The organism is Nitrospirota bacterium (assembly GCA_016235245.1).
Taxonomy (GTDB): domain Bacteria; phylum Nitrospirota; class Thermodesulfovibrionia; order Thermodesulfovibrionales; family UBA6898; genus UBA6898.
Window position 1 is genome coordinate 25,695 of the sequence record JACRLO010000008.1, and the last position, 22,409, is coordinate 48,103.

The 22,409-nt window shown below is 49.3% G+C and carries 20 protein-coding genes and 1 pseudogene; 5 read left to right on the top strand and 16 right to left on the bottom strand.

Features of this window, described 5'->3' with window-relative positions:
* The first annotated feature begins 112 nt into the window (after nucleotides 1–112).
* Together HZB31_04100 and ald are read left to right on the top strand one after the other, a co-directional pair.
* Nucleotides 113–1,246 (top strand): hypothetical protein, encoded by a 1,134-nt coding sequence (locus HZB31_04100; GenBank protein ID MBI5847121.1) that lies wholly within the window; start codon nucleotides 113–115, stop codon nucleotides 1,244–1,246.
* Nucleotides 1,247–1,394: 148 nt separating this feature from the next.
* Nucleotides 1,395–2,483: an alanine dehydrogenase gene (gene ald / locus HZB31_04105; protein ID MBI5847122.1), complete on the top strand. Its 1,089-nt coding sequence runs from the start codon at nucleotides 1,395–1,397 to the stop codon at nucleotides 2,481–2,483.
* Nucleotides 2,484–2,526: 43 nt separating this feature from the next.
* Here the strand turns inward: ald and HZB31_04110 are convergent, their stop codons facing one another.
* The 11 genes and pseudogenes from HZB31_04110 to HZB31_04160 form a co-directional block, all read right to left on the bottom strand.
* Nucleotides 2,527–2,940, bottom strand: coding sequence for a F0F1 ATP synthase subunit epsilon (locus tag HZB31_04110; GenBank protein MBI5847123.1), 414 nt, complete (start codon nucleotides 2,938–2,940; stop codon nucleotides 2,527–2,529).
* A 2-nt stretch (nucleotides 2,941–2,942) separates the two neighbouring features.
* Nucleotides 2,943–4,364, bottom strand: a complete 1,422-nt coding sequence (gene atpD / locus HZB31_04115) for a F0F1 ATP synthase subunit beta (protein ID MBI5847124.1) — start codon at nucleotides 4,362–4,364, stop codon at nucleotides 2,943–2,945.
* Between the two features lie 31 nt (nucleotides 4,365–4,395).
* Complete coding sequence (gene atpG / locus HZB31_04120) at nucleotides 4,396–5,265, bottom strand: ATP synthase F1 subunit gamma (protein MBI5847125.1); 870 nt, start codon at nucleotides 5,263–5,265, stop codon at nucleotides 4,396–4,398.
* Nucleotides 5,266–5,288: 23 nt separating this feature from the next.
* Nucleotides 5,289–6,738: pseudogene (locus tag HZB31_04125) on the bottom strand (F0F1 ATP synthase subunit alpha).
* Between the two features lie 4 nt (nucleotides 6,739–6,742).
* The gene (atpH, locus tag HZB31_04130) at nucleotides 6,743–7,282 is read right to left on the bottom strand and encodes an ATP synthase F1 subunit delta (protein MBI5847126.1); all 540 of its coding nucleotides are present in this window, start codon (nucleotides 7,280–7,282) and stop codon (nucleotides 6,743–6,745) included.
* A complete protein-coding gene (locus tag HZB31_04135; GenBank protein ID MBI5847127.1) occupies nucleotides 7,279–7,896 on the bottom strand; it encodes an ATP synthase F0 subunit B in 618 nt (205 codons plus the stop codon). The genes atpH and HZB31_04135 overlap by 4 nt, the downstream gene beginning before the upstream one ends.
* Nucleotides 7,893–8,315, bottom strand: a complete 423-nt coding sequence (locus HZB31_04140) for a hypothetical protein (protein ID MBI5847128.1) — start codon at nucleotides 8,313–8,315, stop codon at nucleotides 7,893–7,895. Before HZB31_04140 ends, HZB31_04135 begins: the two co-directional genes overlap by 4 nt.
* A 170-nt stretch (nucleotides 8,316–8,485) precedes the next feature.
* Nucleotides 8,486–9,943 (bottom strand): cobalamin B12-binding domain-containing protein, encoded by a 1,458-nt coding sequence (locus HZB31_04145; GenBank protein MBI5847129.1) that lies wholly within the window; start codon nucleotides 9,941–9,943, stop codon nucleotides 8,486–8,488.
* Nucleotides 9,944–10,070: 127 nt separating this feature from the next.
* Complete coding sequence (locus tag HZB31_04150; protein ID MBI5847130.1) at nucleotides 10,071–10,424, bottom strand: hypothetical protein; 354 nt, start codon at nucleotides 10,422–10,424, stop codon at nucleotides 10,071–10,073.
* Nucleotides 10,425–10,576: 152 nt separating this feature from the next.
* Nucleotides 10,577–11,110 (bottom strand): type II secretion system protein GspG, encoded by a 534-nt coding sequence (locus HZB31_04155; protein ID MBI5847131.1) that lies wholly within the window; start codon nucleotides 11,108–11,110, stop codon nucleotides 10,577–10,579.
* A 147-nt stretch (nucleotides 11,111–11,257) separates the two neighbouring features.
* Nucleotides 11,258–12,772, bottom strand: a complete 1,515-nt coding sequence (locus tag HZB31_04160; protein MBI5847132.1) for an acyl-protein synthetase — start codon at nucleotides 12,770–12,772, stop codon at nucleotides 11,258–11,260.
* A 448-nt stretch (nucleotides 12,773–13,220) separates the two neighbouring features.
* Between HZB31_04160 and HZB31_04165 the strand changes: the two genes are divergently transcribed.
* The 3 genes from HZB31_04165 (at nucleotide 13,221) to HZB31_04175 (ending at nucleotide 16,049) form a co-directional block, all read left to right on the top strand.
* Nucleotides 13,221–13,979: a glycosyltransferase family 2 protein gene (locus HZB31_04165; GenBank protein MBI5847133.1), complete on the top strand. Its 759-nt coding sequence runs from the start codon at nucleotides 13,221–13,223 to the stop codon at nucleotides 13,977–13,979.
* A 220-nt stretch (nucleotides 13,980–14,199) separates the two neighbouring features.
* Nucleotides 14,200–15,447, top strand: a complete 1,248-nt coding sequence (locus tag HZB31_04170; GenBank protein MBI5847134.1) for a glycosyltransferase family 39 protein — start codon at nucleotides 14,200–14,202, stop codon at nucleotides 15,445–15,447.
* A 218-nt stretch (nucleotides 15,448–15,665) separates the two neighbouring features.
* Nucleotides 15,666–16,049, top strand: a complete 384-nt coding sequence (locus tag HZB31_04175; protein ID MBI5847135.1) for a hypothetical protein — start codon at nucleotides 15,666–15,668, stop codon at nucleotides 16,047–16,049.
* A 19-nt stretch (nucleotides 16,050–16,068) separates the two neighbouring features.
* Here the strand turns inward: HZB31_04175 and HZB31_04180 are convergent, their stop codons facing one another.
* From HZB31_04180 to HZB31_04200, 5 genes are read right to left on the bottom strand one after another with little or no spacing between them, the layout of a single operon-like run.
* Nucleotides 16,069–16,998: a class I SAM-dependent methyltransferase gene (locus HZB31_04180; GenBank protein MBI5847136.1), complete on the bottom strand. Its 930-nt coding sequence runs from the start codon at nucleotides 16,996–16,998 to the stop codon at nucleotides 16,069–16,071.
* Nucleotides 16,995–18,224, bottom strand: a complete 1,230-nt coding sequence (locus HZB31_04185) for a glycosyltransferase family 9 protein (GenBank protein ID MBI5847137.1) — start codon at nucleotides 18,222–18,224, stop codon at nucleotides 16,995–16,997. Before HZB31_04185 ends, HZB31_04180 begins: the two co-directional genes overlap by 4 nt.
* A gap of 20 nt (nucleotides 18,225–18,244) precedes the next feature.
* Complete coding sequence (locus HZB31_04190) at nucleotides 18,245–19,750, bottom strand: B12-binding domain-containing radical SAM protein (protein MBI5847138.1); 1,506 nt, start codon at nucleotides 19,748–19,750, stop codon at nucleotides 18,245–18,247.
* The gene (locus tag HZB31_04195) at nucleotides 19,750–20,820 is read right to left on the bottom strand and encodes a radical SAM protein (protein MBI5847139.1); all 1,071 of its coding nucleotides are present in this window, start codon (nucleotides 20,818–20,820) and stop codon (nucleotides 19,750–19,752) included. Before HZB31_04195 ends, HZB31_04190 begins: the two co-directional genes overlap by 1 nt.
* The gene (locus HZB31_04200) at nucleotides 20,817–22,406 is read right to left on the bottom strand and encodes a B12-binding domain-containing radical SAM protein (GenBank protein ID MBI5847140.1); all 1,590 of its coding nucleotides are present in this window, start codon (nucleotides 22,404–22,406) and stop codon (nucleotides 20,817–20,819) included. The genes HZB31_04195 and HZB31_04200 overlap by 4 nt, the downstream gene beginning before the upstream one ends.
* Between the last annotated feature and the right edge of the window lie 3 nt (nucleotides 22,407–22,409).

Sequence of the window (22,409 nt, forward strand, 5' to 3'; positions counted from 1 at the left end):
TGGCTAATTGTAATTATAGATATGGTAATATTTCCATGCTTTTAAAGAAAGGAGCGCGCAGCAGCACTAATGTTTCCGGCAGCGCACAATAAATACTAATACGGGGGATCAGATGAAAAAAACTTTGACTGTCTTGTTTGCAGTAGCGTTTCTCTCGGGAGGATATCTTGCGTTCACCGCAACGGGTGTCTCCTCAACATCTTCTGTTATGGCTTCAAAAAAGAATTACGCCTCAACAATGTACATAGCGGGTATGGGAGGCCATTTTGCCAAGGCTGAGATCACTGTCGATCCAAACAATGCTGAGGAGCCGATAAAAGTAACTGGCCTCGACAGGGTTGTCATTGGTGACAAGACAACACATCCGACTCACGATGCCCGCATCGACACAAACGATCCGAACACACTCTTTTGGTCCACCTATACCCTGGACCCTGACAAAAAGATGCATGTTGGCAAGACCGACCTCAAGACAGGCAATGTAATACTGGATGTCGCCCTGGACCCGGACAAAAGGGCCCCCGGAGAGAAACCGCCCCTCTATTGCGCATCAGGGCAGACCAGGAAAAATTACATGCCGGTCTTCATGGGTTCTGAGGGTTTCATCGACATCTTTGACAAAAAGACCCTGAAGCATAAGCACCGCATGTTCGTCAGCGACATCGGTTATTCCCTTGGATCATATGTATTCGTCCACGGCATCAATTCCAATGATATGAAGAAATTCATCATTTCCATAAATCAAAAAGGCGAGGACGGCAAGGCAAACGGTAAGGTTGACTTCATTCTTGTTGATCTGCCGTCTCTTGAAAAAGGCAAGTGGAAAGTGCTGAAGAAAAATACTCTCACCGGGGAGCCTGGGAAGACGATAACTTTCAGGCAATTCTTCAGCAAAAATGACAAGTATATCTTTGAGTCAGCAGGAGACCGCTTCTGGCTGATCGATGCCAAGACGCTCAAGCTTGTTGATGAGAAAATGACCGTTGGTCAGAACCATGATGCGATGCCGACTCCGGACGGCAAATATGCTGTCCTGACGCTTAGGACAAACACAGAGGGATGCGATGCTGACGGCAAGGCTATCCCGGGGAAAACCATTACGGACGGGACCCTTCAGGTCTATGACGTCGAAGCCAGAAAGGTCATCGGAAAGCCTGTCTCCGTCTGTGTAGACTGTCATAAAGGTATAGGTCTTGGAGACAAGAGCGCCATACTCTGCGGCATAGACGGCAACTGGAAAAAGTAACTGCCTTTAACGGGCAATGCAGTCCATTTTGCTGCATTGCCCGCCTCTACAGACTCCTGATTACAGATTCCCCGTAACTGTCCATAATCCGTCAGACGCTGTTTTGGTACTGCATATGATAAGATTTATGAAATGGGGGAGGTAACCTATGATCATCGGCATACCAAAAGAGATTAAGAAAGAAGAGTTCCGGGTAGCGGTCACGCCCTCCGGCGTCAGAGAGCTCAGGAAAGCCGGCCATGCTGTCCTGGTTGAGACCGGAGCAGGTGCTGGCAGTGATTTTTCAGACAGCGAATATCTCAGGGAAAATGCTGAAGTATTAGACAGAAAGATATTATTTGACAGGGCGGATCTTATTGTAAAAGTCAAAGAGCCCCTCCCTTCAGAATATGATCTTCTCACCGAGGGGCAGGCCCTCTTTACCTATCTGCATCTTGCTCCGAACAGGGAACTTACGGACCTGCTGCTGCAAAAAAAGATTGCTGCTTTTGGCTATGAAACGCTTGAAAAGGACCAGGCCTTTCCCCTGCTCATACCAATGAGCGAGGTAGCAGGAAGAATGGCACCACTTATGGGCGCATTTTTTCTGCAGAAGTTCCATGGAGGAACAGGCCTGCTTCCTTCAGGCATGGAAGGGGTCAGGCCTGCCAAGGCTGTCATTCTCGGAGCGGGCGTAGTCGGGACAAATGCTGCCCGCATTGCAGCAGGTATTGGAATGGATGTTATCGTGCTGAACAGAGGCATTGAAAGGCTCCAGAGGATCGATGAGTTGTTTATGGGCAGGGTTAAGACGCTTTCTCTCACCGGTGCAAATATTCTGCTGGAGATTAAAGATGCAGACATCATCATCGGGGCAGTGCTTGTACCCGGCGGGAAGACTCCTCTTCTGATCACGCGGGATATGCTCAAGACCATGAAAAAGGGGGCGGTGATCGTTGATGTGGCGATAGATCAGGGCGGCTGCGCAGAGACTTCCAGGCCCTCGACACATGACAATCCGGTCTATGAGGTCGACGGGATCCTTCACTACTCAGTCGCCAATATGCCGGGCGCCTATCCGAGGACTTCCACCTTGGCGCTTACCAATGCCACGCTGCCCTATATAAAGATAATTGCCGATATGGGGATTGATAAAGCATCAGACGATCCCGTTATAAAAACCGCGCTGAACACCTATAACGGAAAGATAGTGCATCCAACGCTTGCAGCAGCAATGGATGGAAACAAAAAGGGCTGACCATCAGGCCAGCCCTTTTATAACAAAGAACATATACAATTGGTTATTTCATTCTTCTGACTTCCGCTACCTGCATCCTTGTCACAGCCCGCTCGATTGCAGCTTCAGCCCTCTTGAAATCTACATCTTCCGCCTTCTTGAGGCGTTCTTCAGCCCTCTTCATTGCCGCCTTTGCACGTTCGATATCGATCTCATCAGACCTCTCGGCGCTATCAGCAAGAATCCTTACCATGTCCGCACCAACTTCTGCATATCCCCCGCTCACAAAGAAGATCTTCATCTCATTTCCCATTTTACAGGTGAGCATGCCAATACGAAGCATTGTTACAAAAGGCACGTGACCAGGCAGAACACCAAACTCGCCCTCACTGCCGGTTGCCGTTACTTCATCGATCTCTTCGCTGAAGACAAGGCCCTGCGGCGTCACTATCTCAAGAAGAAGTCTTCCTTCAGTCATTCTTACCTCGACCAGCCAAGCTTCCGTGCATTCTCTTCGACCTCTTCGATACCACCGCACATGTAAAATGCCTGTTCAGGAACATCGTCATACTGCCCGTCAACAACTGCCTTAAAGCCCTTGATGGTGTCCTCAACCTTCACGTATTTTCCAGGTCTGCCGGTAAAGACTTCCGCGACACTGAAGGGCTGGCTCAGGAACCTCTGAATCTTTCTTGCCCTTGAAACCATCAATTTATCATCCTCGGAAAGTTCCTCCATACCAAGGATCGCTATGATGTCCTGAAGCTCCTTGTATCTCTGGAGAATCTTCTGCACGCTTCGTGCCACCGCATAGTGCTCCTCGCCGATAACCTTGGGATCAAGTATCCGTGATGTTGAATCCAGAGGGTCAACCGCAGGATAGATACCAAGTTCTGATATCTGGCGGGAAAGAACAACGGTTCCGTCAAGATGGGTAAAGGCAGTGGCCACAGCAGGGTCGGTCAAGTCGTCGGCAGGGACGTAGATCGCCTGCATGGACGTGATAGCACCCTTCTTTGTGGTCGTGATTCTCTCCTGAAGTATACCCATGTCAGTGCCGAGTGTCGGCTGATATCCAACAGCAGAAGGCATTCTTCCGAGGAGTGCTGAAAGCTCAGCACCTGCAAGCGTATATCTGAAGATATTATCGATGAAGATAAGAACGTCCTGTCCCTCATCTCTGAAATACTCTGCGGCTGTCAGTGCCGTAAGCGCAACTCGAGCCCTTGCTCCGGGCGGCTCATTCATCTGGCCGTATATAAGGGAAACTTTCTCCAAAACACCCGAATGCTTCATTTCTCCATACAGGTCATTACCTTCTCTGGTCCTTTCGCCGACACCTGCAAAGACCGACACGCCGCCGTGCTTCATAGCGATATTATGTATCATCTCCATGATAACAACCGTCTTGCCTACGCCCGCACCGCCGAACATACCCATCTTGCCACCTCTGACAAAAGGGACGAGAAGATCAAAAACCTTAACGCCGGTCTCAAACACCTGCGTGACCGGCTCCTGCGAGGCAAAATCAGGCGCAGAACGGTGAATCGGAAGTCTCTTATCAGACTTAACCGGCCCCATCTTATCAACGGGGTCGCCTACAACATTCAGGATTCTTCCAAGTGCACCCTTACCAACCGGCACCGTTATCGGCAGACCTGTGTCAACGGCAGCCATACCTCTGACCAGGCCGTCAGTCGCCTGCATCGCAATCGTTCTGACCTTGCTGTCGCCAAGGTGCGAAGCAACCTCAAGCGTGAGATCAAAATCGGGGATACCTTTTGATGCATCACCCTTCTGCTCGACCTTGATAGCATTCAGGATATCGGGCATATGGCCTTCGAATTCGACGTCCACAACAGCGCCGATAACCTGAGAAATTTTTCCTATATTTTTGCTCATGCATGTACCCCCGGGTATAGAGTCATTAAATTTATCCTTTCAGGGCTTCAACGCCGCCCACAATGTCCATCAGTTCTTTGGTGATCGTTGCCTGGCGTGCCTTGTTATACTGAAGCGAAAGTTTCAATATCATCTCATTGGCACTCTTGGTAGCATTTTCCATAGCAGACATCCTCGCAGCCTCTTCCGATGCCTGCGACTCAAGAAGTGCTCTGAAGATCTGTATTTCGACATTCTTCGGGACAAGTCTGCTGAAGATCTCTTCTTTGGATGGCTCATAGATAAAGTTGAATACCGGCAGCACATCATCTGCTACCGCGATGGGTGCCAGAGGAAGAAGCCGGGTGATCGTTATCTTCTGGGCTACAACTGATTTAAACTCGTTATAGACAACAATTACTTCATCAACCGTCTCATTGGTATAGCTTTCGATTATGTCAGCAGCGATCTCCTGGGCATTGGCATAGGAGATCTTTCCGGAGATGCCGGTCCAGGAATTCCTGAGTTCAACATTTCTCCTTTTGAAATAGTCCTTTGCCTTCCTGCCGACAGCGCTGACCGTCACATTGAACCCTTGAGCCCTGAGTTCGGCAATATGTAATGACGCGGCCTTAAGAATATTCGTATTGAAGGCGCTGCAGAGCCCGCGGTCACTGGTAATGACAAAGACTTCAACGTTCTTCCTTGGCCTTACGGCGAGGAGGGGATGAACTTCCCCTTCGAGGCTGCCCGCAAGCCCTGAAAGAATCGTATTCATCCTTTCCGCATAGGGCCTGAGCTCGAACATTCTCTGCTGCGCTTTTCTGAACTTTGCAGCAGCCACCATCTTCATAGCCTTGGTGATCTTGCTGGTGCTCTGAACAGCCTTTATCCGTCTCTTTATGTCGCGTAATGTCGCCATGATTGTCCCTTATGGTGCCGCCGCTAAGCCTGGAATCCTTTTTTGAAGTCCTCAACAGCCTGGGTCAACTTTGGTTTAAGGTCATCATCAATAGCCTTCTTGTCAGCCAGTTCCTTCATGAGATCTGCTTTACGGTCCTTCATATACCGCAGAAATTCATCCTCGAATTTCCTGATAGCCTCGACCGGCACATCATCTATGAACCCCTGGGTAGCTGCAAAAAGAACAGCAACCTGCTCGACCATGGACAAAGGAGCAAACTGACCCTGCTTCAGGAGCTCGACCATTCTCTTGCCTCGTTCTATCTGCGCAAGCGTTGACTTGTCAAGATCACTGCCGAACTGGGCAAAGGCCGCAAGTTCCCTAAACTGCGCAAGGTCAAGCCTCAGCGTTCCGGCAACCTGTTTCATTGCCTTTGTCTGTGCAGCGCCGCCAACACGGCTGACCGAAAGACCGACGTTTACCGCAGGACGCACGCCGGCATAGAAAAGCTCAGGCTCAAGATAGATCTGGCCGTCTGTGATGGAAATAACGTTCGTCGGAATATACCCTGAAACGTCGCCAGCCTGGGTCTCGATGATCGGCAGAGCCGTAAGCGAACCGGCACCGAGTTCATCAGAAAGTTTGTCCAGGCGGTCTCCTGAGCAGCAGTGAAAGCTGGCGGTAGGCCGTTGCCTGTTTGGACAGATCATCATATACGATCAGCGCGTGCTTGCCGCTGTCCCGAAAATATTCACCCATAGCGCAGCCGGTGTAAGGAGCAATATACTGAAGGGGCGCCGGATCGCTGGCAGTTGCTGAAACCACGATCGTGTGCTCAAGCGCTCCATTTTCTTCAAGGATCTTCACAATACGGGCAACGTTTGACTGCTTCTGGCCGACGGCCACATAGATGCAGGTCACATCTCCGCCCCTCTGGTTGATAATAGCATCGATCGCAACAGCGGTCTTGCCGGTCTGGCGGTCGCCGATGATCAGCTCTCGCTGTCCCCTGCCGATCGGGATCATGGCATCAATCGCCTTCAGACCTGTCTGCAGCGGCTCATGAACCGACTTTCTTTCGATAATGCCGGGAGCAACTATGTCGACCACGCGCATCTCCGAAGTGTTGATGGGGCCTTTACCGTCTATGGGCTGGCCGATGGCATTGACAACGCGGCCGCGCAACGCTTCACCAGCAGGCACAGACATAATCCTGCCCGTCCGCTTTACCACATCCCCTTCGTGGATCAGAGAGTCCTCGCCAAAGAGAACCGCACCAACCGCATCTTCTTCAAGGTTAAGGGCCATACCCATAACACCGTTAGGAAACTCAAGAAGCTCTGAGGCCATACACTTGTCAAGCCCGTAGATCCTGGCTATACCATCGCCGACGGAGATGACCGAGCCGACTTCACTGACATCAACTTTTTTCTCGAAGTCAGCTATCTGTTTTTTCAGCAGTTCACTTATCTCATCAACCTTAATTTCCATCAAATCACCCCTTTATAAGCTCATCTTTTAATAGTCTGAGTTGGCCTTTAACACTGCTGTCGTACATCGTGCTTCCCACCTTAACCAATATGCCGCCAAGCAGTGACGCATCCAGAACATACTCAACATCAACATCCCGGTCAAGCAGCTTCTTTAATGAAGCCTTAAGCCGCTCTTCGTGGCCTTTTGAAACTTCAACCGGCGTAAAGACCACCGCCTTGGCCTGTTTCTTCTTTTCGAGATATATGGCGGTTGCATTCTTCACGATCTCTGAAAGCGCTGCAACCAGCCTGTTTTCTGCAAGGTACATAACAAATTTAGTCACGTTTTCCGAAAGCTTAGCCTTGTCTGCGATCTTCCGGATAGCACCTTCTCTTTCAGTCTGGGAAAATCCCGGGTTCAATAGAAGACTCCTGACATCTCCACTCCTGCTCATCAACTGCTCAACGGCAGTCAGTTCCGTCAGCGCCTGAAGCGCAGCATCCATGCCTACAACATTAATAAACATCTTTGCATAGCGTTTTGCCTGTTTGACCGGTTTCAATTCTTACCCTCTATTTTCAGAAGCGATTCTTCAAGCAGTTTGATCTGCTCCTCTTTCGTTAGCCTGTCCTTGAGCTTTTTCTCGGCAAGTTCCATGGCGATTGCAACAGCTTCCTGTTTGATCACTTCTTTCGCCATCTTGACTTCGAAAGCGATATTGTTCTTTGTCTGCTCAAGTATCCTGTCTTTCAGCTTAGCGCCTTCTTCGACGATACGTGTCTTTTCCCGCTCTCCGGACTCTTTGGCCGCTGAGAGTATATCTTCCAACTCTTTATCTTTAATCTTCAGCCGTTCTTCGACCTGGGCAAGGGCTTTTTGGGCAAGTTCTTTTGCCTCGCGAGCCTCTTTCAGGGACTGTTCGATCAGTTCAGTCCTCTTCCTGAAAAAGCCCTTGATGTCCATCATCTTCATCAGGAAGACGAGCAGCGCAACAAGGATAAGGAAATTTAGAATGGCAGGGGTATAGGTTGCGAGCAACGATTTAGGAGCCTCTTCGCCGCCGCTTGCAAATACCAGTGATGCGTATAAAATGATGAGTAAAGTGCAACAAACAACGTGGACTACTTTCCTGGATTTCCGAATACTGAATAGTGATTGCTGAATGATATGCTTCATGCCTTTACCAGCTTTCTGACGATCTCTTCAGAGAATTTCTCCGCATCAGCCTTTAATGCAGTTTTGGCCTTCTCGGCCTCTGTCTTGAGCTCCCCGCGAGCCTTCTGCAACAGACCGGCAGCCTGTGCCTCTGCCTCTGCCAAGAGTGCCTTTTGACTTTTCAGGCCCTCGTCCCTGAGCGTTTCAAAGGCATCTTTTGCATTACGCCTTGCCTCAGAGAGCTCTTTATTCATCTTCTCAATGCCCTCTTCTTTTTTCCTGTCCAACTCTCTTGCCGCATCAAGGGAGCCCTTCACAGAACTCTCCCGTTCCTTGAACAGGGCAAGCAACGGCTTAAAGAGGAGGAAATTAAGAATAGCGACAAGGACAAGGAAATTGACGAGTAAGACAATCAGCCACTTTAACTCAATATCAAGCATTGCTTCCCCTTGGATTGATTTTTGGTGAAAAGCTTAGGAAGGTTATCACAGGCAGATTTTCATTGTCAAGAAATTTTGCATTAAAAATAGGAAGTTAGCCATTAAATTATCTGTATCGACAATTAGAAAAACTTATTGCTCTTATTAAGAGCGTGCGGAGGGAAAGGAGATTATTTATTCGCGGCGAGCCGGTCCATGATTTTCTTCATCTCTGCCGGCATTTCACCCTTCATATGCTCCTTCAGGTAGGAATTATTAGCGATAATCTTCGTCACCTTGATCATGAACTCCTGTTTTTCCGGAGACAGTTTATCAAGGTTCCTGAGCTTATCCATATAGAAATTCTTCGACGCAAGACCGAGCTCATTGCGCACTTCATCGAGCGTCATCTCTTTCGGCTTCACAACCGGCTCCACGAGATTATATTTACTATAATCAAAAACCTCTACATACGGTTTCAGAAGCGGGTAGATCTCCGAATACGGCCAGGGTGCTATCGCCAGGAAAAACGCGAGGTCCGGGTTGTAGAATTTGGCCAGTTCAACCGTATTCCTGATCTTCTCTACCGTATCGTCCGGCATGCCAAGCACAAACGAGGTCTCAGAAACTATATTATGCTTGTTGATCAGGTCAAGCGCCTTCTTGGACTGTTCTACCTTGATATCTTTCTTGAATATATCAAGAGCCTCCTGCGTTGTTGCCTCTACACCAACATAAATGTGATCAATCAATGCCTTCTGGTATTTCCACATGATATCCTCATCACGGAGGATGTCATCAACCCTCGTTTCCATGAGGATCTTGGTACCAACTTTTCGCTCTATCAGAAGATCGAGGATCTTTTCCCAACGTTCCCTTTCGAGCGTCGGCGTCTCATCAGAGATCATGACCACGTTGACACCATAGGTATCTCTCAGATACTCGAGCTCTCCAACGAAGTTTTCAGGGCTCCTGCCCCGCCAATTTCGCTGCCAGAAAAGCTGCTGGGAACAGAAACTGCACTGCTGGCTGCACCCCCGGGAAGAACTGACAATGGCCAGACGCGAATTTTCCATGGTCCGATAGGTGTAAATGGGCCAGTCAACAAGGTCCCATGCAAGAGGAAGAGCATCGAGGTCCTTGATATATCCGCGTGAGGGGGTAACGACAAGCTTCCCGTTATCGAGATAGACAATGCTTTTTACAGCTGAGACATCTCCACCAGAGTTTAGGGTATCGAAAAGGTCGACCAGAGTTTCCTCCCCTTCCCCCCTGACAATAAAATCAATGGAATCAGCATGGTCTCTGAATAACTCTTCGTAGCAAAACGTAGGGTGCACATTGCCGATAACCGTAATAATCTTCGGGTTTATCTCCTTCGCAAGCTTCAGAACCTTAAGCGCATCAACGATCCCGGCCGTAAATGCGGTAGTCGCTACCACATCAGGTTTTTCCGTTTCGATCCGTTTCCCGATCGTCTCGAGCTTATGCCAGTGGCTCATGGCATCATAGTAAACTGGGTCATATCCCCCAGCCCTGAGGCTTCCCGCGATATAGACAAATCCTACATTAAGCCAGACACCGGCAGATTCAACAACACCGGCATGATACGGGGGGGTTATAAGCATGACTTTAGAGATCTTTTTCATAATTTTTTATAATAAGCAAATTCCGTGCTATATATCAAGTGAATTCCAGAAATTTGAACGTATTACTCACATACAGGCAGCATAAAAGAGATCGAGGAAGATAACCGGAAGACAGGAACCTGTCTGATCAGAAGATCATTGAAGACTGCCACCAAATACCGAGTCCGAAAACGGTAAGGAGAACTACATGTTTGATTATGAGCAGCCGCCTTCGTCTCTTCTCTGCATCCTGTCCATAGACGTTATCAACATACGTAAATGTTCTTCCGGCACCAGTCGCAAAAACTGTTATCACGCAGACAATGCCAGCCCAGAAGAGCTGCTTCTTCAGCCCGAGGATTACCGTGCCGGCTTCTGCGGAATAGACCTGCCTGCTGAGCCAATAGACAGCCAGAACGGTCGCGGCCCAGCATCCGGCGGCAAAATCATGGATAAAACCGATAATTATCGTCAGCGCTTTTTTCACATTTCTTAATCTTATGTTATATCAACATATCAGAAAATAGCGTGGAAGTGCATTTACCTAAATAGCACATATACACGCAAAAATACGAAAGGTCAGGAAACACTCTGACCTTTCGTATGACACTTTTCAATAAAGTATACCCACGACAGATATGGGCATACTTTGAATTAACGCAGCCTCAAACCTATGTCATCGCCCCCGGGAACTGTATTTGTCGGTGGAGTTTCAACGATACCATTAGGGCCAGCCGAGATAATCCAAATCGGTGCGACACCCACCATAGTAATATAGTTTGCATTGAGCAAGTATTGATTTCCCCAAGGATCCGGGGTAACCGTAGCAATATAGGGACCCTTCCATGTATTTGGCCAGCAGTTATTGCTATCGTTATTGAGATAATTATCAAATATTTCTAACGTCGAGGCATTCCAGCCACCCACTAATGGTGGCAAAGCCCCTGCGCCATGGATAAGAGTAACGTCAGGAGTACAGCTTGCAGTTACCGGCCAGTTCCCTGTATCTTTTTTCATGACAATAAGAGCCGCAGAAATAGAACGCACATCAGCAGCAGCCCTTGAAATCTTCGACTCATCGATCTCCTTGAAGATCAGGGGCACCAATATACCGGCCAGAACTGCAATAATACCGGCTACAACAATAACTTCGATCAGCGTAAAACCCTTCTGCTCCCTCAGCTTCATAAAGCCCTCCTAATAGGATATTATTTATTGCACGCACGCTTCATTATTATCGATGAAATTATAATATGACTTATTAATCGGCTTTTCAAGAAAAAACTTTAGTGCGTTATGCAATAGAGTTATTTTGAGGGGCAAAAGACCGCTGCCCTACTTCCTTTTATTGTCTTTCTTCTGACCTGGCTTTTCAGACTTAAGGCCTGCGGGATGGTCCTTCAGGGCCTGTTTACCTGCCTCGCTCTTATACCAGTCGAGCGGACGGTCGGTCTGGTCCTTAAATGCTTCCAGGGAATCATCCCGAAGTTTGGCAGCCTCCTCATCGGCTTGCGCAACAAGAATCTCATCCACAACCTGGGGACAAGAGGCCACTGAGCCTGGTCTGGCCTCGATCTCTTCGCGCACGCTCGGCATAACCTTCGGGTCCTTTGCCATGGCCATCTTCAGTTCAATCGAGAAGTTGACGTATCGTTCAAGCATCCTGAATACTGCAGAATCGCCCATCGGACTTCCGGCATTCTCATCAGGCAGAGGAGAAACCTTGCCATTTTCGATCTTGGCACGGCCCACCATCTCGCAACCGGTTCCTCCGTCAGTGGTGTATCCAAGATTATCGGTAATCACCGCAAGGACCGTGGGTATGTTGGCAAGGTCCCAGTGCGCAAGGAGACCAACCTCCCCATCAGGCAAAGGCTTAAGGTCATCAATACTCATTGCCAGGACACGTGACCAAGGCGGTACAGGCCTTGTGCGCTGGCGCTTTGGCAGGCCTTTGGCATATCGCCGAAGGGAGTCGTCAAACAGATTTGTGGCCGTCTCTGCCTCGCCAAGCACGTTAACGCAGTGAGAGTCAGGTATGCCGAGTATTTCCTGCACCATTGCATAATAATCATCGCGGGTTACGACACCGAACCGATTACGGTAGCCACCCCCATCACATATACGGCTGCCTGGAGGGAGACAGAAGTTCATCTTTTTTCGTCGGCAGGCCTGGAAAAAATAGACATATGCCGAGGTTGCTCCTATCAGGGCCACCGGAACCCCGCTCGCTTCAGACTCACGAAGGGCCTTGAGCAGCGCATTAATATGAATACCTGATTTGCCAAGAAGGAACTCGCTGTCCGGCGTTCCAAAGGCACGACGTGTCTGGTCCATGCCTATTGCCATGCCCATTGAAGGAGCCATTTCAGGGCTCGGGGCCAGGATCAGTATCCGGCAGCGCTTACCATCCTCGAAATCAGGAAAAAGATAGGAAGCGGTCATCATCCTGTTCGCGCCGAAAACAAGACGCTTGCCGTCTTCGTCGCGGAAGATGCGCCCCCGCTGCGTCAGACTGGTCGTTCCGCCTGTGAGACAGGCCATGACCGACTGCTCAAGCGGAAAGGACGCAACAAGGTGGGTCTTAAAAACATCGTTGTAGACCATCGGAACGTCCTGCCAACGATTTATGTCCCCGGGTCGCACCTTCTTTGCCTCGCAAAACTCATGAAAAATTGGATTGGCTGTGTATTGAAGAGCAAACATTCTGAGCGAGTAATCGTTGAATACAGAATCAGGAATCTCTGCATCTACACCTGCCTCAATGAACCGGAGCACGTCCGCCGTGAGACGATGGCGCTCAGCTTCAGCATCGGATGGGCTCAGAGGGGTAAAGGGTACCTTGGGCATTGGGAAAGACCTCCTTTATCAGCTATCAGTTTTCAGCTATTAGTAATACCTCTCCGGACCATCTCTGGCAAGAAGGAGAATACTGAGGATATCATAGCAAAAAATATGCCTTGGACAACAAGAATCACATGACGACAAAATCCTTTCCAAGGCAATGAGTTACAGGGATAGACAGTTACAGCGTTCCCTTTCGGAATCGGCATTATGCACAATAAAAAGGCAGCTCTGCCCAAATTAAGGGCATTACATTCTCCGTTTGCGCCAGCGAAAACCTGCTGTTGCCTGCGCGTCCATCAAATGCAGCGACCAACCGAAACTGGCGTTTCTCGACTCAATAAAAGCCCTTTTGTTACTATAACACCATATGCGGCACAGGACATCGGGTCAAGATTTCAGAAAATGTGCCGATGGTAAACGTTGATGCGAATGAAGCATGCAAAAGGACGACATGATTCTCGGGAAAAAATTAATAGTAATAATGCCTGCCTATAATGCTTCGCTGACCCTCAGGAAGACGTATGAGGAACTGCCTCACGAATATGTGGATGAAGTAATCCTCGTCGATGACGCCTCACAAGACGATACGCCCCGTATCGCAGGAGAATTGGGGATAAAGACTGTCATTCATACGAAAAACACGGGATATGGAGGCAACCAGAAAACCTGCTACCGGGAGGCCCTCTGGCATGGAGCAGATATTGTTGTCATGGTTCATGCAGACTATCAGTATTCACCAAGACTTGTGGCAGCCATGGCCAGCATGATCGCCTCAGGGCATTACGATGTTGTACTGGGATCGAGGATACTCGGGGGCATGGCACTCAAGGGAGGCATGCCTCTCTATAAATACATTGCAAACAGGCTTCTGACCCTGATTGAAAACATTGCACTGGGCGCCAAGTTGTCCGAATATCATACGGGGTTTCGGGCCTTCACCCGCGAAGTGTTGGAGACCCTGCCGCTTGAGGAAAACTCTGATGATTTTGTCTTTGACAATGAGATCCTGGTGCAGGCGGTCTACTTCGGGTTCCGTATCGGCGAACTGAGCTGTCCGGCAAGATACTTCGAGGAGGCATCCTCCATTAACTTCAGAAGAAGTGTAACATACGGACTCAGCGTGCTTGGCAGAATAATGAAATATTTACTCTGCAGATGGAGGATAAGAGAAATTGCCATCCTGGACAGAAAAGGAAGAAAACTGATCTGAATTGCGTTATAGAACGCCATTGAGTGCGGTTATGACCAGATCTTTACATGAATAAGCTGAGAACTGTACGACAAGGCAGATCATCACGAAAGTGAGCGCGGCATATAGCCTTACCTCATGGAGACATTCACCGTTACTGCAAGCCCTGTCTTCACTTGCGTTTATGCCTAACGATATACTATGTTACAAACAAAAATGAAGGAGTGTCGTGCAGTTTAGGATGAACACGGTTCTTACAAATTGGAAAGCACTTGCAGTGGTCCTTATTCTCGCGGCATTCCTGCGCTTTTGGGGCGCGTTCGACATCACTGACTATACAGATGATGAATACGTCCAGGTTCCGTCTGCCGTCAGCTTGTTCAAATATGGAACAACGACCGAACTGCAATGGGTGCATCCCCCGCTGAGCAGTCACATTTTGTATGGCACAATAACTCTTTTTGGCGATAATCCCTACGGCTGGAGAATGGGGAACATTGTTTTTGGAACTGCTACCGTAATTCTGATCTATCTGGTCGGCATGCATCTCTATCCCGGCACTGCCGTTCCTCTCCTGGCGGCCAGCCTTCTGGCCCTGGACCCTTTCCATATTGATATCTCACGTACCACTTTTATGGAAATACCGACCTCTTTTTTCTTTTTTCTTTACTTGTATTTCATGCTTAAATATTGCGAACACAGTGGGAAAGCATTATTTTTCGCCGGCATTGCCCTAGGACTAACGATAGCCACGAAAGCCTATTATATCTTTACTGTTCCAATGGTCGCAGCATATGCTTTCTACCGGGCACGGCAGAGGGGAGAATCGTCAGGCTCTCTCTTAATTGACTTTTCATTTCTTCTTTTTTTGCTTCCATTGACCATATATTTTCTTTCATTCATTCACTGGTTCGGGCGAGGGTATACGCTGACAGAGTTCGTTCAGATGAAAAATGATGCTGTTTGGACAGTAAAGAATCTGACACTTTCCTATTTTCATGCCAGTGACAATATACTGGCAGCAGGAAAACCCTGGCAGTGGTTTCTCAAACCGGTGATTTATGGATACCAGACATTTTCCGACGGAAATAGCGGCCGGTTCCTTCTGGAGATAAACAATTTCCCCTTTCGCATGCTGACCATCCCCTCGCTCGTGATGGCAAGTGTCTATGCCTGGCGCAAAAAACTTATGCAGGAACTGCTCGTTCCGTTCCTCTTCGTTGTTTGCTACTTTATTTTTCTGATTGTAAATAGACCGATCTTCAGCACTAATGCCACAGTTCTGCTGCCTTTCGCATATCTTATCGTAGCTCGTACAGTCGTGTTGATTGCTCGTCAGCGTAAAAGGGAATATCTTATTTATGCTGGTTTTCTTTCTTGCGTTCTTGCGTGGGGCCTTTATACCTTCCCTCTCGTTTCAGGGCAACTGGTCCCCTTGTCCTTATACCAGCCGATCATATCCATGACGCATTTTATGCAAGGGCACTGATGCAGAACCGAAGCGCCACAATTGCTGGTATGCTGCTGGTTGTCTGCTGTACCATCTTCCTCACGTTTTTCTACGGTCCACTGCGGCGCATATACATTTCCCCCAGCAGGATCCAGCAGGCATCGTCGGCATCAGAGATATATCAAACCTGGGAAGAACTCGGGGTTAGGGGACGCACGGCTATCCTTTTCACCCGTCATCTTAATTCAGAAGTATCAATGAAGGACACAGAAGGATTCAAGTTAGCCGAACTCGCAATGAGCCACGGCATTGTAAGAACCATATTTCACATCGTGCCGGATAATGCGTGGCCAGTAGTCACCGAGAACCTATCTGGCCGCAAAAATGCCCGAAACACATCTTCCGGTTTTGCATTGATCGTTTCGGAAGGAAGGATAAACGTCCTCCCGCTGTCTCATTATAAGCCTTTAGGTGAAAAATCTCTGGTAGTCGTGGAACCAGGCGTTTGGAACAAACAGGAACTCGCTCAAATTGCGCACCTTATCAAATCAGGAGACCTCAGCACTGATCTTGTTCTCATTATCAGAGGTTCATTATCTGACATGGAAACTTTCAGACCCGGTCTGCCACCTCCCCGCTGATGTAACAAAAGGAACGATATCAGCGTAATCGGCAGGGTTTTCGGAAAAAACTCATGCCGTAAAGAGACAAATACTTTCTATATGAGCTGTGCATGCTGATATGCCGGCCGCTGAAAAGCAGATCCAACAGATACAGCACCTTCACAACCGGCAGATAAAAATACCAGCGTTTCAACTGCCTGACAAAGACCGGATTATAGGGTGGGTTCAAGAAAAGTGTTTCCAGTTCCTCGAATCCGCTTTCTCTCGCCAACGATGCAATTTGGGTAAAATCTACGGCGCTTTCTCTGTCATCGAAGTATACATCGCGTCGGAGTTTGCTATGGTACATCAGTCGCCGCAGGAAAAAAGCATCGTTTGGCTCGAACACAATGAGGACTCCCCCTTCATCGAGAGCGCTGAATGCTTCCTCAAAAGCCGGACGCCTTCGCTCCTCCGGCAGATGATGAAGACTCACCCAGAACGCTGCCGACTGCAGGACTCCTTGAGCAAAGATCGGCCGCGTAATGTCCGCGCATATCCGCCGCAGAGAGCGGGGAGCGAGTTTAAGTGCCGCTATGCTCACATCACAAACGAATGCTTCTGCCTGCTCCATATGCTCCAGGAGATATCGAGCACAGTGCCCCTCCCCTCCGCCAAGTTCGGCAAAACGAACTTCGATCTTCCGCGCAATCCCTGTTTTCTTAAGGTAAGCACGAAGTCGTCCAAGCATGCGCTGATAGAGCTGAGGCCGAAAGTATGAAAGCCCCTGGATGTTGAGATTATCGAACACCTCCATTTCGTGGAGCAGTGCTGCATCGACTGCTTCCCGATCAATAAGCAACGCAATTTCCTGCTCTACCGGAAAGGATTCTCGATCATCGCTTGTTGCAAGGCGGGTTCCCTGCAACATAAGAGGCAATCGGGAAACAGGACTCACGAGTACTGTGGACAGAATTCCGTCGGTCACGGACAGTTCACCGGAGCGCCAAGAAAACGTTCCTCCAGAGCCGCCGCTACCTGTTCCGGCATAATCGATGAGAGGCAAACATTTCTTTCGCAGGTTTCAGCGTAGAGCGACTGTTTACTGTCGTAAACGCACATACAGGGCGAGCAGTACAGGTTCTCCGGATAGAATACCAGAGCGTTGCTGTTCATCGGTCCATAGACCACCGGAGTTTCCGGGCCGAAAAATGCCGCAATGTTTTTCCCGTAAAGAGCCGCAATGTGAAGGGGTCCGCTGTCATTAGTAATGACGAGTTCCGACATTTCAATAAGTGTGAACAACTCCTTAAGCGATGTCTGACCTGCGCAGTTCAAAAGGCGTGCTTTGCGTGTACTGACCTGCCGGGTAATCCCATCCACGTATGCATATTCTGATCTCCCCCCGATGAGCACATAGGTATAATCCGGGTGCTTGTCCATGAGTATGGCAAGCAGCGTGACAAAATTTTGTGACGGCCACTTCCTGAACGCGAACAGGTCGCCCGAATTGACATTTACGATGATGATACGCTCCGCATCTCCCAGCTTGAAGCGCGCACGGATACTCTCTTCGAGCTCCTGCCGGAAGGAAGGAATTACCGACGCATGGTCTTCGGGGCTGAGCGGCAGATCGAGCTGAGCTGCATAGGCAAGATATATATCTGAAATATGGTGATAAAAATTAAAAGCTACTTTGTGCGTAAGAATGCCTTCAGGCCGGATCTTTCGGTGATAGAGCCCAACCCGGATGGGAGCAGCTGAAAGTGCCGCGATCATCAGAGGAAACTTGGCAAAAAATTCCAGGTCGACCGACACATCGTATCTCTTAGTGAGCAAGCCGATAGCGATCCGAAAGCAGCTCCGAAGAAACATCGGCATTGAGCTGAAATCGGCGATCAGCACATCATCGGCCAGCCCGCACAGAGATATCACTTCCCGGTACGCACCGGCGGTTATGAAAGTAATCTTGGCATTAGGATAGCTTCTGCGAAGTACCTTGATCAACGGGATGGCCTGGAGAATGCTCCCCATGCCGAAATATTTCTGTATCAGTACCCGGGTAACCAGGTCGTTTTCCCTTCGCCGGCGCGCCGGCAGCAGCAGTTTCTTCACCTGAAACAAAATCCCCAGGATCCTGCAAAGGAACGTGCCAAGGTTGTCATCAATGATCCTCATGAACCGATAGGTCATGGTCTTTGCCTTATTCCCCAAGAATATCCCATCGCACCGCCCTAGAAGAACCTTTTTATAAGACCGTAGATCCGATCCTCAAAGAGAAACTGATAGATACCATGCCGAAAGCGGAAGCTGGCCAGCGGCCGGTACAACCAAGCCAACACTTTAAGCAAAGCATACTTCAGACTCGATCCTGAGGTCATCCTGAATATTTTCCCGTCTATGAAATACATGGTCAAAAACATCATTCTGACAAACTGATTGTGTTCCCTCGTCATCCATACCGGGTTGTAATCCGAAGCCTCGAGCTCATAGTTTCCCCATTCCGCCAGATTGGCTGGAGGTGTATACCCGTGCAGGACTGCAAGCTCATACAGCTCCGTGCCGGGCAGCGGTCGAGGTTTGTTCAGAGGAATGACGATACAGCGGGGATTATCCCTGATCAATTGCAGGATCAGGTCCCGCGTCATTTTGGTCTCCTCCAGCGTTTCCGTCGGAAAACCGACAATGAAATTGTAATACACAATAATCTCGGGGTGTCGGGCAAGTTTCCGGTTCGCCTCCAGGGTCTGCGCTGCCGTGATATTTTTTCGCATAAGAGAAAGCAGCCGGTCACAACCGGATTCAGCGCCAATATGCATGCTGGTAGTTCCGGCATCCGCAAGCTTCTTCAGAAATCTGTCGCTCATATTGAGGATCTCGTTAATCCTGGCACCCCGGAACCCTAATTTGACACGGATTTGCCGCCGTCTGATCTCATCGATGATCGCCTCTACGTGCCTAAGATCCACAAATGAGTCATCATCGATAAAATAGATCAGAGTGGCGCCAAATTTTTCCTGCACCATGCCGATATGAGAGACAACTTCCTCAACAGGATATGGCAGCCATTTCTTGCCGAATTTGGCATAAAGCGCAGGGGAACTGCAGAACGCGCATTGGTATGGACAACCCATAACGCTGTACATCGGGAAGACGACTTCGTTTTCATTGATATGCCTGTAAACTGACAGATCAGGAATGATATGGTAAGGAATATGCCGGTAGTCGATGAATTCAAAAGCCGGTGCGACCTCATTGTGATGCGACTGACCCTGTTCGTCGCGCCACGACAAGCCCTGGATATCTTCGAGCGGGAGACCTCCGGCATCGTCAATGAGATGACGGAAAAGATCATAAAACGGCTGAGCGCCGTACCCACGAATGATGTAATCAATGGATGGTTCCCGGAGTATTTCCTGCGGGCTAAAAGTGGAGTGCGGCCCGCCCCAAACTATCGTCAGCTCCGGATGCCGCGCCTTGACCGCACGTGACAACCTGACGCTCTCGGTCACTGAAACGCCGCTCATCACCGAAAAACCGACGATCCGCGTTCGTTCATTGATCATCCGGAATAGATCAAACTCAGCGGAGGAAGAATTGATACGCGCATCCAGAATCTGCACAGGATACCCCTCGCGTACGATCCTGCTGGAGGCATACAGCAACCCCAGAGGAAGCATGCGGATGAAGGCTCCCGTAAGCGAAGTCCTCGGCTGTATCATAATGACTTCAGGTGTCATCAGTCCTTTATGTCCAGATCCTTAAATGGGATTGGGTTGACTGGATGACAATCGACCCGCACGGGAACGGTCATCCCCGACAGAGGCTTGATATATTTTTCGATGTAGTCCGGGTCCGCGCCGATCAAACAATCCGGGCTGCGCTTTTTAAACGCAGGGAAATTACCCATCCGTTTCCAGATCGTTTCGAGCGGCTCCTCCCGAACATTGCCGAAAGAAATATAGTTCATCCCGCAGCCCATGACATCCCCGTAGCAGGAAATGCTGAGCTTTTCCCGCCCTCCCGGGCATTCCTGCCGCATCGAAAAATTGATGGTCCAATCTGACCGCACATGGGGATTCTGTCTCATATACTCCTGTACGCTTCTCCACTCACCGGGTGTCAGCAACACGTCGTGCTCATCCGCCCAATTTCCCGAAACACAGGCAAGAGAAAAAACAATGCCGATATCGTTCTCCGCGGCAAACCGAACCATCTCCTCCATTTTTTTCAATCCGCCGTGCATGATCACCGTGCTGAGATAGACCGCAAAACCCTGGCGCTTTGCCTCAGCAACGGCCTCCATGACTTTATTAAAATGCCCGGCGGCACCGCGAATGCGGTCGTTTAATTGAGGATCCGTACTGTCAAGACTGAGGTGTATAGTCTCGACCCCAGCCCGCTTGAGGTCAGCAAGGTAATCCCTGTTGAGGTTCAATGAGTTGGTTACAAGGGCAAATATCGTATTCCGGGGATCCATGACCGCTAGGATATCAAAAAGGTCCTTGCGAAGGGTCGGCTCCCCACCCGACAGGATGACCGAAAAAGCGCCAAGACGAGACGCCTCTTTCCATATCCTTCTGTAATCCTCCACGGTCAGGTAAGTGTCATCCTGCCGCTTCATACGCGAAGCATAGCACATAATGCATTTTGAATTACATTCAGCCAGGAGCGCAAACTCAACGGTCCTGAGCACGGGTTGTCGAAGAACAAGGGTCCTGGCATATCCCGACAGAATTTTTGGCAGCAGACTTATGCGCCGCTTGATCACCTGCGCGTGATAGAGGTAATGCCGCATTTCCCCGATCATGGCTGCAATCCTAAAGCCTTCCGGACGTGTTGTCCAGCCATCCTTGTCTTATGATAGGCAAGCATCACCCAGTAGGGAAATGTGCTGTAATCACCGAAACGAGCCTGATTAACGGCACGGCGAAGAAGCATCAGTTTATAAAGCAACGATTTCAGCCGTGGCGCAGATATCTCTTCGCTCCCGACGATTCTGCTCTTCAGATACCGTATGACCCCGGGAGGCGGCTTCAAGATAGCGAAGATACTGACCAGGTTGTTCAATAACGTAGGTTTATACGAAAACATGTATTCCTTTTCCATATGCTGCTCAATGAGGGAATAGTCAGTGACCTCCTCGCTTAAAGCCGTTCCCGGCATGAACTGGAGCGAAAACAGGCTGATCGTAAAAGGGCCTGGGGTTTGATCAAGAAAATCCACTGTCTGATAGAGTTGCTCCTGTGTCTCAAAAGGATTGTCAACGATCATTTCATAGGAAGGGGCAACCATTTTCCCGCCAAATTTTGCCAGCACTTCAGTTGCCTTTCTGAGCTGCTTGGTTGTAACCGGCCGCTTGAAAAGCTTCAGCACATCATCGCAACCCGATTCAAAACCCATTTTTATCCGCACCAAACCACCTTCCAGCAGGACACCGATCTTCTCCTCTGTAATGGACACGGGATTCGTCCCGCTCAGAATGAACTTGAGCCCGATCTCATCCCTGAATTTTCGGGAGAACGCAGTCAGCGTCGCAAGATCCCGGCCGAGAAAATTGCTGTCATAAAAAATGATATAGTCCAGTGGATGCCGCTGCATTGCTGCCTTGATCTCGGCGAGGATGTAGTCAGGGGATGGCCCGCGATAGTCTGCATATGCCCGATCGAGCTCGATAAACCTGGATTGGGAGCAGAAGGCGCAGCGATACGGACACCCTACAGACCAGATGGTATTGTAGGTGGTACCGACATGCCGCAGAAACATACTCTGCGTCAAAGGAAGGAGTTGTCCATCTGCAAAGCTGAAAATGAACTGACCTTCAAGGTCATAATCCATATATGGCATCTGTTCCATTTCAGCAGGGGTCATGATCGGGACCCGCGGGTTCCTGATGACCTGTTCATCTTCACGCACCCACGTATTTACCAATCCGCTCAACCGGTCTCCGCTCTGTATCCGCTCAAGAAATTCCACGAAAGTCCGTTCGCCTTCGCCCAGGCATACGGCGTCAGCAAACTTGATAGCATCCTCAGGAAAGATCGTGGGGTGATAACCGCCGATAATAATCCTGACTGCGGCATTGATCTTCTTCACTTCCGTGCAGAGAGTACGGACAATGTTCCGCTGGACGCTCATGAGTGAAAATGCGAGCACATCCGCTTCTGCCAATATTCCGGCCAGCCTGATCAGAGCTTCATCATTTCTGACATAATTGACATTGAAATTGTCGCCCGTCTTCTGCTGCCACCAACTTCCGGCAAATGAGGCGCGATGCGCGTCATCCAGGAAATAGACAGACTGAATATCGTAACCCGCCTTCTTTGCATTGGCGACAATGCGTCGAAATCCAATGGCAACCAGGTTTTTGTCCATACTCAACGCATATATTTTCATAGG

Bases quoted from the DNA above. Each gene is read 5' to 3' on its own strand.
- HZB31_04135 (MBI5847127.1), bottom strand. From the start codon at position 7,896: ATGAAGCATATCATTCAGCAATCACTATTCAGTATTCGGAAATCCAGG.
- HZB31_04195 (MBI5847139.1), bottom strand. From the start codon at position 20,820: ATGATCGGGGAAATGCGGCATTACCTCTATCACGCGCAGGTGATCAAG.
- atpD (MBI5847124.1), bottom strand. From the start codon at position 4,364: ATGAGCAAAAATATAGGAAAAATTTCTCAGGTTATCGGCGCTGTTGTG.
- HZB31_04165 (MBI5847133.1), top strand. From the start codon at position 13,221: ATGATTCTCGGGAAAAAATTAATAGTAATAATGCCTGCCTATAATGCT.
- HZB31_04155 (MBI5847131.1), bottom strand. From the start codon at position 11,110: ATGAAGCTGAGGGAGCAGAAGGGTTTTACGCTGATCGAAGTTATTGTT.
- ald (MBI5847122.1), top strand. From the start codon at position 1,395: ATGATCATCGGCATACCAAAAGAGATTAAGAAAGAAGAGTTCCGGGTA.
- HZB31_04175 (MBI5847135.1), top strand. From the start codon at position 15,666: ATGAAGGACACAGAAGGATTCAAGTTAGCCGAACTCGCAATGAGCCAC.
- HZB31_04160 (MBI5847132.1), bottom strand. From the start codon at position 12,772: ATGCCCAAGGTACCCTTTACCCCTCTGAGCCCATCCGATGCTGAAGCT.
- HZB31_04140 (MBI5847128.1), bottom strand. From the start codon at position 8,315: ATGCTTGATATTGAGTTAAAGTGGCTGATTGTCTTACTCGTCAATTTC.
- HZB31_04170 (MBI5847134.1), top strand. From the start codon at position 14,200: ATGAACACGGTTCTTACAAATTGGAAAGCACTTGCAGTGGTCCTTATT.
- HZB31_04145 (MBI5847129.1), bottom strand. From the start codon at position 9,943: ATGAAAAAGATCTCTAAAGTCATGCTTATAACCCCCCCGTATCATGCC.
- HZB31_04190 (MBI5847138.1), bottom strand. From the start codon at position 19,750: ATGACACCTGAAGTCATTATGATACAGCCGAGGACTTCGCTTACGGGA.
- HZB31_04100 (MBI5847121.1), top strand. From the start codon at position 113: ATGAAAAAAACTTTGACTGTCTTGTTTGCAGTAGCGTTTCTCTCGGGA.
- atpG (MBI5847125.1), bottom strand. From the start codon at position 5,265: ATGGCGACATTACGCGACATAAAGAGACGGATAAAGGCTGTTCAGAGC.
- HZB31_04110 (MBI5847123.1), bottom strand. From the start codon at position 2,940: ATGACTGAAGGAAGACTTCTTCTTGAGATAGTGACGCCGCAGGGCCTT.
- HZB31_04200 (MBI5847140.1), bottom strand. From the start codon at position 22,406: ATGAAAATATATGCGTTGAGTATGGACAAAAACCTGGTTGCCATTGGA.